At 67.9% G+C, this 13,851-nt stretch carries 10 protein-coding genes and 1 pseudogene; 5 read left to right on the forward strand and 6 right to left on the reverse strand.

Annotated elements, in window-relative coordinates:
- Positions 1-514: 514 nt before the first annotated feature.
- Positions 515-3,088 (forward strand): Helicase associated domain protein, encoded by a 2,574-nt coding sequence (locus ACFYXC_RS29125; RefSeq protein WP_389554889.1) that lies wholly within the window; start codon positions 515-517, stop codon positions 3,086-3,088.
- Positions 3,089-3,281: 193 nt separating this feature from the next.
- On the opposite strand, the gene ACFYXC_RS29130 is transcribed toward ACFYXC_RS29125, so the two are convergent.
- Together ACFYXC_RS29130 and ACFYXC_RS29135 are read right to left on the reverse strand one after the other, a co-directional pair.
- A complete protein-coding gene (locus ACFYXC_RS29130; RefSeq protein ID WP_389554891.1) occupies positions 3,282-4,343 on the reverse strand; it encodes a hypothetical protein in 1,062 nt (353 codons plus the stop codon).
- Positions 4,344-4,454: 111 nt separating this feature from the next.
- On the reverse strand, positions 4,455-5,495 hold the full coding sequence (locus ACFYXC_RS29135) for a polyprenyl synthetase family protein (protein WP_389554893.1): 1,041 nt from the start codon (positions 5,493-5,495) through the stop codon (positions 4,455-4,457).
- A gap of 346 nt (positions 5,496-5,841) precedes the next feature.
- Here ACFYXC_RS29135 and ACFYXC_RS29140 point away from each other — a divergent pair, with 346 nt between their 5' ends.
- The 3 genes from ACFYXC_RS29140 (at position 5,842) to ACFYXC_RS29150 (ending at position 8,269) form a co-directional block, all read left to right on the forward strand.
- On the forward strand, positions 5,842-5,964 hold the full coding sequence (locus tag ACFYXC_RS29140) for a hypothetical protein (RefSeq protein ID WP_389554895.1): 123 nt from the start codon (positions 5,842-5,844) through the stop codon (positions 5,962-5,964).
- Positions 5,965-5,997: 33 nt separating this feature from the next.
- Positions 5,998-6,330, forward strand: coding sequence for a hypothetical protein (locus ACFYXC_RS29145; RefSeq protein ID WP_389554897.1), 333 nt, complete (start codon positions 5,998-6,000; stop codon positions 6,328-6,330).
- A gap of 832 nt (positions 6,331-7,162) precedes the next feature.
- Entirely contained in the window at positions 7,163-8,269 is a 1,107-nt protein-coding gene (locus ACFYXC_RS29150; protein WP_389554898.1) for a M12 family metallopeptidase, read from the forward strand.
- A gap of 201 nt (positions 8,270-8,470) precedes the next feature.
- Here ACFYXC_RS29150 and ACFYXC_RS29155 read toward each other — a convergent pair whose 3' ends face one another.
- The gene (locus ACFYXC_RS29155) at positions 8,471-9,976 is read right to left on the reverse strand and encodes an FAD-dependent oxidoreductase (RefSeq protein ID WP_389554900.1); all 1,506 of its coding nucleotides are present in this window, start codon (positions 9,974-9,976) and stop codon (positions 8,471-8,473) included.
- An 89-nt stretch (positions 9,977-10,065) separates the two neighbouring features.
- Between ACFYXC_RS29155 and ACFYXC_RS29160 the strand changes: the two genes are divergently transcribed.
- A complete protein-coding gene (locus tag ACFYXC_RS29160; protein WP_389554902.1) occupies positions 10,066-11,373 on the forward strand; it encodes a cytochrome P450 in 1,308 nt (435 codons plus the stop codon).
- Between the two features lie 518 nt (positions 11,374-11,891).
- On the opposite strand, the gene ACFYXC_RS29165 is transcribed toward ACFYXC_RS29160, so the two are convergent.
- From ACFYXC_RS29165 to ACFYXC_RS29175, 3 genes and pseudogenes are all read right to left on the reverse strand, one after another.
- Positions 11,892-12,422, reverse strand: a complete 531-nt coding sequence (locus ACFYXC_RS29165; protein ID WP_389554904.1) for a GNAT family N-acetyltransferase — start codon at positions 12,420-12,422, stop codon at positions 11,892-11,894.
- A gap of 124 nt (positions 12,423-12,546) precedes the next feature.
- Positions 12,547-12,860 (reverse strand): annotated as a pseudogene (locus ACFYXC_RS29170) (transposase); the annotation flags it as partial.
- A 38-nt stretch (positions 12,861-12,898) separates the two neighbouring features.
- A complete protein-coding gene (locus tag ACFYXC_RS29175) occupies positions 12,899-13,813 on the reverse strand; it encodes a transposase family protein (protein ID WP_389555051.1) in 915 nt (304 codons plus the stop codon).
- Positions 13,814-13,851 lie beyond the last annotated feature (38 nt).

Raw genomic sequence — 13,851 nt, forward strand, 5'->3', positions numbered from 1 at the left:
GCGCGCGGTCTGCTCCGCAGACACGACGCGACGCCGCTACGCGGCGTTACCGTGGCTACGCCACGGAGCATTCCACTCCGTGGAATGCGGCGGGACTCCGTCCCGCCTGCCCGGAATCGCTCCGCGATCCGGGACAGATCCGGCTGACGCCGGATCAACCCCTGTACCGGCCTGCTCCGCAGTCCAGTACAGGATGCTGCCACCCGCTCCGCGCGCGGCAGGAAAGCGGCTGGCTGGATGAGGAGGCCGGGGCAGAAGTCGGGTGCGGGCCGGATCCTGTCTAGGTCCGGACACGGCCGGGCGACTTCCGGTCACTTCCGAACAGATGGCATGCGTCACTTTAGATCCCGGCTTGCTTCTGGGATGATGACCTAGTGCCTCTCCCTCCCGCAGGGCGTGGAATGACACCGGTCCGTGGGAGTCGAGGAATTCTTCATTTTGGAGACCGGATGGAATCTGGGTTAAGGCCAGAATCCCTCCCCGAACCCTATGAATACGAGGTCTCGTGACTCAGATGGAATTGCGTCCGCATCAGGCTGAGGCGGTTGATAACGTCGTTCGTATTCTCGGTGTGCCGCCCGGTGGCCGTATGCCGCCCGAGGGGCTGAGGACGCAGGTAATCGCCGCTACCGGTTCCGGTAAAACCCTGATCGGCGCGGAGTCGGCGCAGCGGTTGTCGGCTCGGCGTGTGCTGGTGTTGGTGCCGACGTTGGATCTGCTGACGCAGATGGCCGGCGCCTGGCGCAGGGCAGGCCGGAGTGGGGCGATGGTCGGAGTCTGCTCACTGCGGGCGGAGGAGAGTCAGGGTCTGCCGTGCACGACCGACCCGGATGAGCTGGTCTCCTGGGTGAGCGGGTTGGAGACCGTGACGGTGTTCGCGACGTACGCGTCGGTCGGGCTCGGGATCCTGCAGCGTGCGCACGCCGCCGGCTTGCCTGTGTGGAGCCTGATGGTCGTGGACGAGGCCCACCGGACCAGTGGGGACGGTTTGAAGCCGTGGGCGGCCGTGCACGACCAGGCGCAGCTCCCCGCGGAGCGCCGGCTCTACATGACGGCCACCGCTCGCGTGTGGGAAGCCGAAGGTGAACGGCCGCGGTTGGTGGCGTCCATGGAGGACGGCTCGCCCGTGTTCGGCCCGGTCGCCTACAAGCTGACGCTGTCCGAGGCGATCGGCCGGGGCATCGTCGCGCCCTACCAGGTGCTGTGCCTCGACATCCGCGACCCCGACCTCTACGCGGCCCTCGCCACAGAGGCAACCGGCTCGGATGCTGTGCGTGGGGCGCGGCTCGCGGCCATCCAGACGGGGTTGATGCGTGCGGCGGTGGAGGAGCGGTTCCGGCGGGTGCTGTCGTTCCACAGTCGAGTCGGTGAAGCGGAGGCGATGGCGGTGTCGGTGCCGGCGGTCGCGGCCCGACTCGCCGAGGACGACCCCGACACCTACCCGCCTGTGGAGCAGGTGTGGGCGGACTGGCTGTACGGCGAGCATGCTCCTGGGCATCGCCGGAACGTGCTGGATGAATTCGCTTCCGATTTCCTCGGTGGGCCCGAATTTGACGGCCGGGATGTGCGTGCCGAGTTGCGTGTTCTTTCTTCGGTTCGGGTTCTCGGTGAGGGGGTCGATACGGCCGAGTGTGACGCGGTGCTTTTCTCAGATGCGCGCGGTTCGATGGTCGACATCGTGCAGATGGTCGGGCGCGCTCTGCGGCTGAACCCAGATCACGGAAAGCTCGCCACACTGATTGTTCCGGTATTCCTCGGACCGGGCGAGGATCCGAATGAATTGCTCACCTCGGACGCCTACACCACCCTCAGCAAGATCCTTGCAGCCCTGCGAGCGCACGACGCGGAGACGATCGAAGCACTCGCAGATCCGCGTCTGCGCAACAGCCGATCCGCTGTCGACCGCGACGGGGACGGCGACGGCGACGGGGAGGACGGTCTGCTCGACGGTGAGGAGCACGACCAGGACGGCCAGGAGGACGTCGACCGCGAGACGACGCTGGTGTCGGAGCGGGCTGCGGGGGTGCTGCGGTTCAGCGAGGAACGCGACCCCGCCGCCCTCACGCGGTTCGTGCAGCTGCGCGTCATCGACCCCGAAGGCGCCTACTGGCGGCGCGGCATCGAAGCCGCCACCCGCTGGCTACGCGAGACCGGCAACACGGAGCTGCGCGTGCCGTTCACGTACGTCACCCCGGACGACTGGGGATCCGCCGGCTCCCACCCGCTGGGAGTGTGGGTGGCGGATCAGCGCCGGTACTACAGCGCCGGAACGCTGGAGGCATCGCGGGTCGCGGAGCTGGAGAAGCTGGGGATGCTGTGGTCGGTACACGCGTCCGCGTGGGACGCCGGCCTCGAAGTTGCCCGCTCCTACGCCGCCGCACACGGGCACTTCCTTCCGCCCACCGGCGCCGTGTGGGGCAGCGGCGGGGCCGACGGTGTCGGCGGCGGGGCCGGGGCAATGGCCATCGGTGTGTGGGCCAAGAACCAGCGCGCAGCGGCCCGGAAAGCGGTGGAGAACGCCGCACGGCGGGCCGCCGGGGAAACGGGCGTCTCCTACGCCGGAGAGCTGTCTGAGGCCCGGCAGGAGGCGTTGGCAGAGGTGGACCCGGGATGGTGTCCGGCATGGGAGGTCGGCTGGCAGCGCTGCTATCGGCTCGCCCTCGCCCACGCGAAAGCCGGCGGCGCCCTCCCGGCCGCGGCGGGCGAACTGGTCGTCCAGGGCGAAGACCTCGGAGCCTGGATCGGAGCGCAGCGGATGGGATGGGAGAAACTGATGCCCGCACAGCAGTACCTGCTGGAGACCCTCGGCATCGAGCCGCCCGCGGACGGCGAGACGCTCGCGCCGGTACGGCGCTCGCAGGATGAGCGGTGGAGCATCAATCTCGCGGCCGCCCGCCAGTTCCACGCCCGTGAAGGGCATCTGCGGCCCGCCCGTAAGCACGTCGAAATGATCACCATGGACGGTGGTGGGGAGGGCGAGCAGGAGGCCGTGAAGCTCGGGGCGTTCGTCGATAACAGCCGGCGCCGGGCCGCGAAGCTGAGTCCGGAGCGCCGGGCTGCGCTCGATGATCTCGGTATGCGCTGGTAGGGGGCGCTCTCTCGGTACTGCGGGCCCGCTTTCTAGTCGTACGAGGCGGGCCCGCAGGTGCTACCGGACAGCAAGAAGAACTGCCGACTTCGCTTGGATCAGTAGCGGCTCTGGAGCCATAGGTGGAGTTCAGAACCTGTTTCTGATCCCTGAAGTTGCAGGTCATGAACCTGCATCCAGGATGCGTTGCGTCTCAGGAATGGAGCTGGTTCCACCACCAGGCGATGCTCGGGTAGGGGAGCGGAGCCAGGCTGGGGTCGGATGGCTTCTCGGCGCGGACGAGCGTGCGCGGTGTGCTCGTGGTGAACCGAGCGGTGGTGTGACACCAGTCCAGGACTCCGCCCAGGGTGTGCCCGAGGTTGTCGAGATAGGCACGCGTGGCGGGGCTGACGCGGGGAGCGGTCTGCTCGCGCAGGCGCAGGAAGAGCACCATGATCCGGTCGCAGATGGCCACGGCCTCCCTGCGTGCCAGTCGCGGGTCGCTGCCCGTGGTGCTGCTGAGGACATTGATGATGTTGTGGGAATCTGTGGACTCCTTGGCGTGGGAGAACAGATCGGCGTAGAGGTTCATCAGCACGCCAGCCGCCTGGGTCAGCGCGGTCAAGGCCGGGCTTTCGCGTTCTTCCACGGGGAGTTCTCCGCCGCCCCCGCAGATCTCCATGGTGATCGTCACGGCGCGGACGGCCCCGCTGTACATCCGGAGGAACAGGTAGTCGCTGATGCCGGGTAGGGTCCCGTCTCTGGCGCCGTCCAACTCCAGGGCGAATCCCAGCAGCGTTGCTTGGAAGGCGTCGCTCCACCGGCGGACCTGGGCGGGGGTGGTGTGCTGGTCCAGGTAGCAGCGCATGTCGTGGAACAGCGTGACGGTCGGCGGGTCGTCCCCGGCCTGTGCAAGAGGGGATTCCAGAACCCTGAGCAGGCGGGGGGCGAGGTTGCGGTATTGGCGTGTTCGCTCCTCCAGGGGGCCGGTGTCGAAGAGGTCGTCGATCACGAAGCCCCAGTACATGTAGGTGACATACAGCAGGAGCAGGTCTTCCGGGGCGTCCGGGATCATGCTGCCGGCTACGCGGGCGCTGTCCGTGGCCAGCGTCCCCTCGCGCGGGATGGCCGCGTCGCCGAAGAGCCGGTGGCGTTCCATCCAGTCGAACGCCCGGTTCTGGACCTCCGCTGCTTTGGGATGCCGGGTGAGCTCGATAGGACAGAAAAGCACCACCGGCTCCAGTTCTGTCGAACCGTCCGGGGACTCCGTGGTCATGTGGCCCCTCCTTTCGTTTGCGTTCAGGCCGCGCGTGCGGCCTGAGTGTCGGTGTGGTTGTCGCGCAGGAGTCCCTCACTGGGGGCGACGGCTTGGTCGCGTCAGTGGCACTTAGTGATCGCGGTGCACGATCAGATCGGCCAGCGCGGTGAACTCGGCGGCGGCCGCAGCAGACGTGGCCGCCTCGCGCACCAGGCCCAGGGCCGCCGTCAGGTGCTCTTCGGCCTGAGCGCGCGTTGCGGCCAGGCCCCCTGCTTCCTCGATCAGGGTTGCCAGGTGGTCCAGTTCGCGGGTGGTGAACGGTTCGGGGCGGGCGTAGAGGCCGGCGAGTTCGCGGGCTTGGGGGGTGTCGCTGGCGAGTGCGGCGGTGACGGGAGCGGTCATCTTGCGGGAGTTCAGATCCGATCGCGCCGGCTTGCCCGTGCGCTCGGATGTCCCCCAGATCCCAAGGAGGTCGTCAGTGAGCTGGAAGGCCACGCCCAGGCGTACCCCTGCCTCCCGCAACCTGTTCACCTGCTCGTCCCCGGCGCCCGCGGCGCGGGCGCCGAGCGCGCACGCGGCCGCGATGAGGGCGCCGGTCTTGCCCGCCGCCATCGCCTGCGACTCGGCCGCGCCGGCTGTCCGGCTGTCCTCCAGCTGGACGTCGGCGTACTCGCCCTCGATCAGCTCCTGCACCGCCGCGGTCAGCTCCCCCACCCCCGCGGTGCCCAGCGGGGGCGGGGCCTGGTGGAGGACCTGCACGGCGAGGAAGAACAACGCGTCCCCGGCCAGCACCGCGGCCGGCATGCCCATCTGGGACCACAGCGCGGGCCTGCCGCGGCGCATCCGGTCGCCGTCGATGAGGTCGTCGTGCAGCAGCGAGGCGTTGTGGACCAGTTCCACCGCCACAGCCGCCGGCACCCCCGCCGCGCTCTGTCCGCCGACCGCCTCGCACGCCAGCAGGGTCAGCGCGGGCCGCATCATCTTCCCCGCCCGCCCCTCAAGCGCCCTGCCCGCGCTGTCCCACCACCCCAGATGCACGCCCACCGGGTGCCGGATCCGCTGCGGCAGCCCGCCGACCGCCTCCCGCAACCCCGGCCCGGTCACCGCAGCCGCATCGGACAGCACCTGCCCCACCTCACGGGCCGCACGGATCACCGGCTCCGCTGTCATCCCACACTCCACCCCGGTAGGCAGCCCGACAGCACACGCCGTCCAGCCCAGCACGACAGACCGCGACGCCGGCTCCTCCCATTGACGCAGCCGCGCTACTACGGCGATAGAGCGCGAACCGGACGCCCCCGGCCTGATGCCAGATACCGGCGGTGCCGACGACGTCGGCGGCGGGGCCGGCTCGATGACTGTCGGAGTGCGGGCCAAAAACCAGCGCGCAGCCGCCCACACGGCGGCGGAGCACCCGGCACGGTACGCGGCCGCGGAAACGGGGGCGTCTCCTAGGCCGGGGAGCTGTCAGAGGCCCGCCAGGAGGCCCTGTGGCAGATCGGCCGGGCGGTGTCCGATGGCGTGGGACGTCTCGAGGCAGCGCCGCTACCGGCTCACCCTCGCCCACACGAAAGCCGGCGACGCCTTCCCGGCCGCGGCGGGCGAGCTGGTCGTCCAGGGCGAGGACCTCGGCGTGTAAGTCACCGCGCAGCGGGCGGGGTGGGATCGGCTGGTGCCTGCGCAGCAGTACCTGCTGGAGGCGCTCGGCATCGAGCCGCCCGCGGACGGCGAGGCGGTGGTGCCGGTGCGGCGGTCGCAGGATGAGCGGTGGAGCACCAGCATCGCTGCCGCCCGCCAGTTCCACGCCCGCGAAAGACACCTGCGCCCCGCCCGCAAGCACGTCGAAGTGACCAACGCGAACGGCAGCGGGGAGGGCGCGGAGCGTCGTACGCAGGCTGGCCGGCCTCGGTCTGCGGTGGGCAGAAGGTTGATGGGGATCCAGCACCGAGCTGTGGCCGGTCGACGTCCACTGTCTGACAGTCGTGGTGCGGACCTGGGTGTATGACCCGCGGGCGGCTGCCAAACCACGACTACGTGCAGTCTCGCAGAATCACGCGGCGCTGCTGACTGCTCCGTCCTCGCCACGCCGCCCCGAACGTGATTGGGCCTGTACCCGTGTACACGCCGGGCGTGCGCCTCCCGCTCAGATAACACAATATGCCAGCGCCCCTTTTGCTGGTTCTACGCTTCAGCATTACCCGAACCGGGGGTTTGGCAGCGGGAACTGATTGGTTGCTTCCCTGAAGGGCACCCGCATTTCAAGCAGGTTCCGCTCACTACCGCCCGGAGGCAGTAAATGTTTGCAGGTTGGGACAGGGAGCATTTCATGCATTCCGCATCCAACGCACGGCAGACTTACCAGTCGGCGAATACTGCCGTGATCGATGGACAGAACTCTTTCGCTCTCGAGTGGCTGGAAGTGGCCTGGCTGGTCTACGACAACACGCGGAAAGCATGCTTGGAAAATGCCATAACCGCCGTGCGCCTCTCAACATACCGGCGGTGCCGACGGCGTCGGTGGCGGGGCCGTACCGCCGTCTGGTATTTGTGAGTGGCCAGGGCCGTGCGGGTCGTTGATGGTGGTGTCATGTCTGGTCACTTTTTGCTACTGAACGGCACGTCACTCACAGCCAACTGACGGGATACACAACTGGGCATCCTTCGAGCAGCGCGGCTGGTTCATCTCATCGATCGGCCAGTCGATCGCACGGAAGAACGGAAACCGCAACCCCAGCGACCCAGCGACCCAGCGAGACTAACCGATTCATCATTGCGAATGATTTAACCGGATAAGACTACGTCTCGTGGAACACCGGAATACACCATACCCAAGCATCTTGGAATTGGAGTTCATCATGACGGACACTTTGACAGAACGCGACGAGGCGCAGGAAGGTCATCTCTACTGCAGCTTGCCAGAGATGCCGCAGCGTACGCTAACGACATTCGATCCGGAGCGCGAGAGTGCTATTCTCCGGAGCGAGCAGAAATGGCTCAACGGCACCACCATCAGGTACTACATGTTCGATAGCGTGCGCGACAAGAAGAAGTTTCCGGGTTGGGGCGGCGACCAGTCCCAGCAAAAAGTCGTGCGTGACTCCTTCGCGGAATGGAAGAGTCTCGGAATCGGGCTGAGTTTCCTGGAAGTGAAGAACATCCAGGACTCGGACGTACGCATCGGATTCATGCCCCGCAACGGTTCATGGTCCTACGTTGGCACCTACGTTCGAAACAGGCCCAAGACCGAGCGCACGATGAACTTCGGATGGGATCTCACCACTGACTACGGCAAGACGACCGCCCTCCATGAAATCGGTCACACACTGGGTATGCCACACGAGCACCAGAGTCCGTTCGCCGGAATCGAATGGGACACGCAAAAGGTGTACGCCAGTCTTTCAGGTCCACCCAACAACTGGTCAAAGGATGAGATCGACCACAATATCCTGCGGAAGTGGCCCTCCGAAAAGGTAACCGGTTCCCAATGGGATCCGGACTCCATCATGGAATATTCCTTCGAAGCGGGATTGATCAAGAAGCCGGAGAAGTACCAGAGGGAAGCTCTCAATCCGCCTGGCAAGATCTCCAAGGTGGACCAGGAAGAAATCAAAGCCTGGTATCCGCAGCTCCCTTCCAAGCTTCCGGCCCTGGAGCCATGGTCGTCCAGGAAGCTGACACTGTCCGCCGGCCAACCCGTCAACTTCCTCCTCACCCCGGACGCCGACCGAACATACAAGATCGGCCTATTCGGTCACGCCGACGCAGAACTTGCGCTTTTCGAGGAGATCGACGGCGAGTACCGGATGGTCCGCAGGGACGACGACAGCGACGAGAACCGCAACGCCGAAATCGAGGCCAAACTGTTCAAGGGGCGCAACTACATGGTGGGCATGCGGCAGTACTTTGAGTCGGGTACCGGAGAAACAGCCCTCATGTACTGGTGACTGCCGAGCTCATCCGCGTGCGGCCAGCTGAGAACGACGGTCCGGCGATCTCTGTACACGTCAAGGAGCAGCGTTTCTACAGCAGTTCGGGAGGCACTCCGGCGGCCGACGCCGAGTTGTTGTTCGCGACAAGGGCAATACGCGGCTTATCGCGTCAAACTCCCCGGCGTCAAAAATGTGCGGAACCTGGAAGCCGTCGTTTCAGGGGGTGAGTCCGACCTTCGTGCCGTAGTGCTCAAGGTGTGCCGGGTCGTGGGTGGCCAGGCCGATGTGGCCGTCGGGGCGGATCAGGAACAGGCCGCGGCCCAGTGCTTGGGTCAGGGCGCTGTCGGTCACGTGCAGGGTGGGGACGGTCGGCGGCATCGGGGGTGCTGGGTGGTCGACCGCGAGCAGTGTGAAGTGCGGGCCCTTGAGTAGTTCGAGGAGGGGTCGGGGGGTGTTGTGGGGTGCGGCGGCGTTCGCCGCCGGCGGGATGCAGGGGAGGTCGGGGACGCGGTCGCCGGCCTGAACGGCTGTCGTGGTGATCGGTTGGCGGGTTTCGGTGCTCAGGGGGCTGTCGCGGTAGGTCACGGTCAGCAGTGTGAGGCGGCGACGGTGGCGTGCGCGTTCGCTGCTTCCTTCTGGGCTGCGGCCGAGGCGGTAGAGCAGGGAGCTGAGTTCCAGGACGTCGGCGGCTGCGGGGCGGCGTTCGGCGTCGTAGCTGTCCAGCAGGTCGTGGGGGGCGTGGTGGCGCAGGACCTGGCCCAGTTTCCAGCCCAGGTTGTAGGCGTCCTGGACGCCGATGTTCAGGCCCTGTCCGCCGCCGGGCGGGTGGACGTGTGCGGCGTCGCCGGCGAGGAGGACCCGGTTTTCGCGGAAGTGTTCGGCCAGGGCGGTGCGGGGCTGGTAGTAGGAGGTCCAGAGCACGTCGGTGACGGCGTCGGCGGGCAGGTGGGTGCGCAGGGCGATCAGTTCCCGTACCCGTTGGGCGGTGCAGTCGGTGTCCTGGTCGCCGGCGCGGGCGTTGAGCTGGAAGTGGTCGGTGCCGGGCAGCGGGCACAGCAGCAGGTCTCCGCCCGGGCCGTCCGGCCAGATGTGCCAGTGATCGCGGTCCAGGTCGCGCACGCGCACATCCGCCACGATCGCGGCGTGCAGGTCATCACCCTGGTCCTTCATCGCGATGCCCACAGCTTCGCGGACGGTACTGCGCCCGCCGTCGGCGCCGACCAGATAGGGCACGCTCAGGGTCCGGCGGCTGCCGTCGCTGTGCGTCACCTGCGCCCGGACCTGCGTGTCGGTCTGGGTCAGGGAGGTCAGGCGGGTGCCGTACTGCACCGTCCCGCCCGCTGCCAGGAGCTGTTCGCGCAGGATTTCCTGGGTCCGCCACTGCGGCACCAGCCACGGCACCGGATACCGCGAGGGGGGTGACTGCGGATCGCGCTCCACCAGCCGCCACTGGCCGTCGCGGCGGCCGTCGCGCCAGGTCTGCATGGGCGGGAAGGGGCTGCCTGTCTTCTGCAGCGCGTCCATGACACCGAGATCGTCCAGGGCTTCCTGGGTGCGCGGCTGCAGGCTCTTGCCGCGTGAGCCGGCGAACTGCCGGTCGGCCGCCTCGATGACGAGGGTCCGTACACCGCGCCGGGCGAGGTCGAGGGCGAGAGTGAGGCCGGTCGGGCCAGCCCCGACGATGAGGACGTCCACGGGGTGGGGGGCCTGGGCTTGTGGCATGGGGTCGGCGGGCATCTCTCACCGCTTTCTGCCGTCGGTCACGGCTTGGGATGAATGCGCGTAGACACCATCTACCACACAATCAGAATATGCCAGACACACCAGACATGCCCCGTGGTCCCGCGGTCTCGTCGTCCGGCCCTCCCCTGCCACCCGCATGGCCGGACGACTCCGCCGGCGCCCGGGCAGCCTCCGACGTGCCGCTGTGCCCCTTCGACTTCAACGACCGTCTGGCCTTCGACCCGCTGCTCGCCCACCTCGCCGACCGGGGCCCGCTCACCCGCATCCGCCTGCCCTACGGCGACAGCGACGCATGGCTGGTCACCAGCTTCGACGCCGTGCGGCAGGTCACCACCGACCCCCGCCTGAGCCGCGCCGCCATCGTCGGCCGCAACTACCCCCGCCTGACCCCCGAGCCGATCATCTGCCCGGAGTCGATCAACGTCCTGGACCCCCCGCACAGCACCCGCCTGCGCCGCGCTGTCGCCGCGGCCTTCACCCACACACGCGTGGAACGGATGAGACCGGCCATCGAGCAGGTGGCCCATCGCCTGCTGCAGGAAATGGCCGAGCACGGCCCGCCGGCCGACCTCGCCCGCCACCTCTCCATCCCGCTGCCCGGCCACACCATCTGTGAAGTGCTGGACGTGCCCGGCGCCGACCGGGCGGTGCTGCTGCACCACACCCAGCAGATGCTGGCCACCTCACCCGACGCCCAGCCGGCAGCCGCAGCCGCCAAACAGCACTTGCGCGACTACTTCAGCGCCCTGGTCGCCCAGCGGCGCACCGCGCCGGGAACAGACCTCATCAGCACGATGGCCACCGCCGGCGAGGACGGCGAGGACGGCGAGGCGCCGCTGAGCGACCAGGAACTGGCTGTTCTGGCAGTGACCCTCATCCTGAGCGGCAACGACACCGCCACCTGCCAGATCAGCAACATCGTCTACACCCTGCTCACCCATCCCGGGCAGTGGGACCTGCTGGTGCACCATCCCGAGCGCCTGCCCCGCACCCTGGAGGAACTCCTGCGCTACCTGCCCTTCCGCAAAGGCGTCGGCATCCCGCGCCTGGCCCTTGAGGACGTGAAGATCGGCGGAAGCCTCATCCGGGCGGGCGAGTACGTGCACGTGTCCTACCTGGCCGCAAACCGTGACCCCGCCGTCTTTGACCACCCCGACGTCCTCGACCCCGACCGCCCCTCCCACCCCCACATGACATTCGGCTGGGGCGGCCACCACTGCCCCGCCACCACCCTGGCCCTGGCCGAACTCCACTCCGCGATCAGCGCCCTGCTCACCCGCTTCCCCCGCCTGCACCTGGCCGTGCCCGCCCACGAAGTGCACTGGGACACCACCACCATCAGACGCTTCCCCCTGCACCTGCCCGTCACCTGGTAACCGACAGACACAGGGACCCCCCTGGACCCTCTTGGCGTTGATCTACACCTGCGCGGCGGATGATCATCCACTGACCCCGGCCAGAAGGAGCCGCAACAGCCCGATGCCGGTGTCCTTGTGTCCCTATCTGGATACACCGGCAGTGACCACCCACCAGGCTGCTCATTCCTGCAGGCATGAGTCTGTGCCAGGTCACAGAAACCATGCCGGTGCCACTTCAGCGGCCCGCCGACACCGCAACGGTCCCTGTGGTCGCGCAGCGGCCGAGGACCGCTCCCGGCCGCGCCGGAAAGCTCCAGCAGGCCGCCTGAACCCGCGCCGGCACAACCGCCCTGCACGCCACGTCCTGCAACACCCTGGAGGGAATCCCTGATCTGCGCGGCGTGCTGGGTGCCGTGTCTGTCGACCCTGCCCCGATGACCGCCCGCTCCGCACCGGCTCTGCGAGGCGGTGCGGGGCACCACGCCCTGCTGACGCCTCGTCGTTGCCGGTGGCCGGCAACGACGCTCGGTTCCGTATCAGTTCTCCACGGGCAGCGGATCGGCAAGCTGGCACTGGTACAGACGAAAGTCCAGCCACTGCCCGTGCCGGTGGGCCATGCTGCGCAGCAGTCCGCATTCCTCGAACCCGTACCGGCGGGCATACGCGTCCGTGCGCGGCGCCGCGGTGGTCTGCGCCACGGCACCGATGAGCTGACGCAGACCGGCGTTGCGGCTGGCTTCGATCAGCGGCTCCATCAGCGCATCCCCCAGCCGGCGGCCGGTGTGGCCAGGCGCCAGGTAGGCGGAGACCTCACCGGCGTACCGGTAGGAAGGGCCCGGCTTCCACGGAAACACACACGCGTAACCCACCACCTCATCTGCCACCGCCACGAGAAACGGCAGGCCGCGCGTGCGCAGGTCGTCGGCGAACTCCTTCCACTGCGCCATGGTGCGCTCCGTCTCCGGCACGCAGATATCGGTGTTCTCGACGTAGTGGCGGTGAATGGCAGCCACAGCCACCAAATCCTCATCGATGACGGAACGCACACAAACTTTGCTTTCACTCACAAAATCAATGATCACCCCACAGCACTCTCGCCAGCCCGCACCCCACCGCACCGCACCCTCCCCTTTTTTTCGTGGGGCGCTGGGGATGTGGCCTGCTCTGCGGTACGGCGGCAGGGCGAGGGCCCGAGCGAAGCCACGGCGGCAGATCGACCGTCAGGACCAGGCGCCCGCCGTCGAACCGCGGCAGTGGCAACCCGGCCAGTACCGTCCGCAGCCGCCCCACGTCGAGACGGCCATGGTTCAGGCCGCCGTACATCGCTCTCCGTGCCCACGACGATGCTCGGGCAACAGCGTCAAGTCCACCGGGGACTTCACCGCCCCGTCCGCACACAGCACCGCGTCGACCAGCTCGTCGCGCCGAGCGGTCAGACACTCATAGATCTCGCCCCGGAAGCGTGACGCTTCCGCCAACGCTCCCCTAACGAGTTGGTCCGTGATAGCGGGTGAGGCGTGTTTGGCCTGGTCGTGGCCTGCAGTCAGGCGGTGATGGTGCGGTCGGAGACGAGGCTGGCGATGGCGCGGTGGGTGTCGGGCAGGCGGTCGCGGCGGTGGGTCCAGCGCGTTAGTTGCTTCCAGCGTTTGTGGTCGGCGGGGGCGTGTTCGACGGTGATGCGGTCGGATGAGTGCCGGTGACGGTCCCGTTCCCACTGCTCGACCCTGCCGGGCAGTGCTCCCGGCCGCGGCTTTCTCGGCGGGGTGATCGCTTGCCCGCGGTGGTCGCGGCTCAGGCCGGGGTAGCCGTCGTCCAGGAGGACCTCGACATCAGGGAAATGCTGGAAGCAGACGGCGATGCCCTCGTTGCGGGCGGCCGTGGCGTCGTGCATACGTCCAGGTCGCAGGGCATTGGTCCCTAACGTGCGACCCCGCCAGTCCGCGATCACGGTGGCCTTCATCGTGTTCTGTTTCTTCTTGCCCGACACGGACGCCCGCCGTCCGCCGCGGCCGGCTGGTGGCCGGCGGACCTGGATCTCGGTGGCGTCCAGCCGCAGCTCAACCCCCTCGGCCCGGGCATAGGCGAACACATCCGTCAGTGTCCGAAGCCGCAGGCCGGGACGGTCAGGGACCGCACATCCCCGCTCGGCCGGGAGCGGACGTATCTCCGCGATCGCGCGAGTGATGGTGGAGCGGTCGACGCCGAACAGCAGGCCCAGCACGGCGTGCGGCAGGTCGTGGCGCAGATGGATCAGCGTGGCCACCAGCCGGTCGACGAAAACCAGTTGGTGGCGGGCCCCGGCGCCCTCGGTCCGCTTGCGGATGCCGCCCCGCGCAGCATGACGGCGACCTTCAAGGCCGGCCTGCCACGGCAACGCCAACTCCTCGATCAGACAGGCAAGATGACGCCGAGAGATCCCCGTGAACGGCCGATGCGCCAGTACCGTCCGATTGACCATGATCGCCACAGTCGAATCATGCCACCAGCCAGGCACGA

Origin of the sequence: Streptomyces sp. NPDC002701, from assembly GCF_042889045.1 — a bacterium.
Classification (GTDB): Bacteria; Actinomycetota; Actinomycetes; order Streptomycetales; family Streptomycetaceae; genus Streptomyces.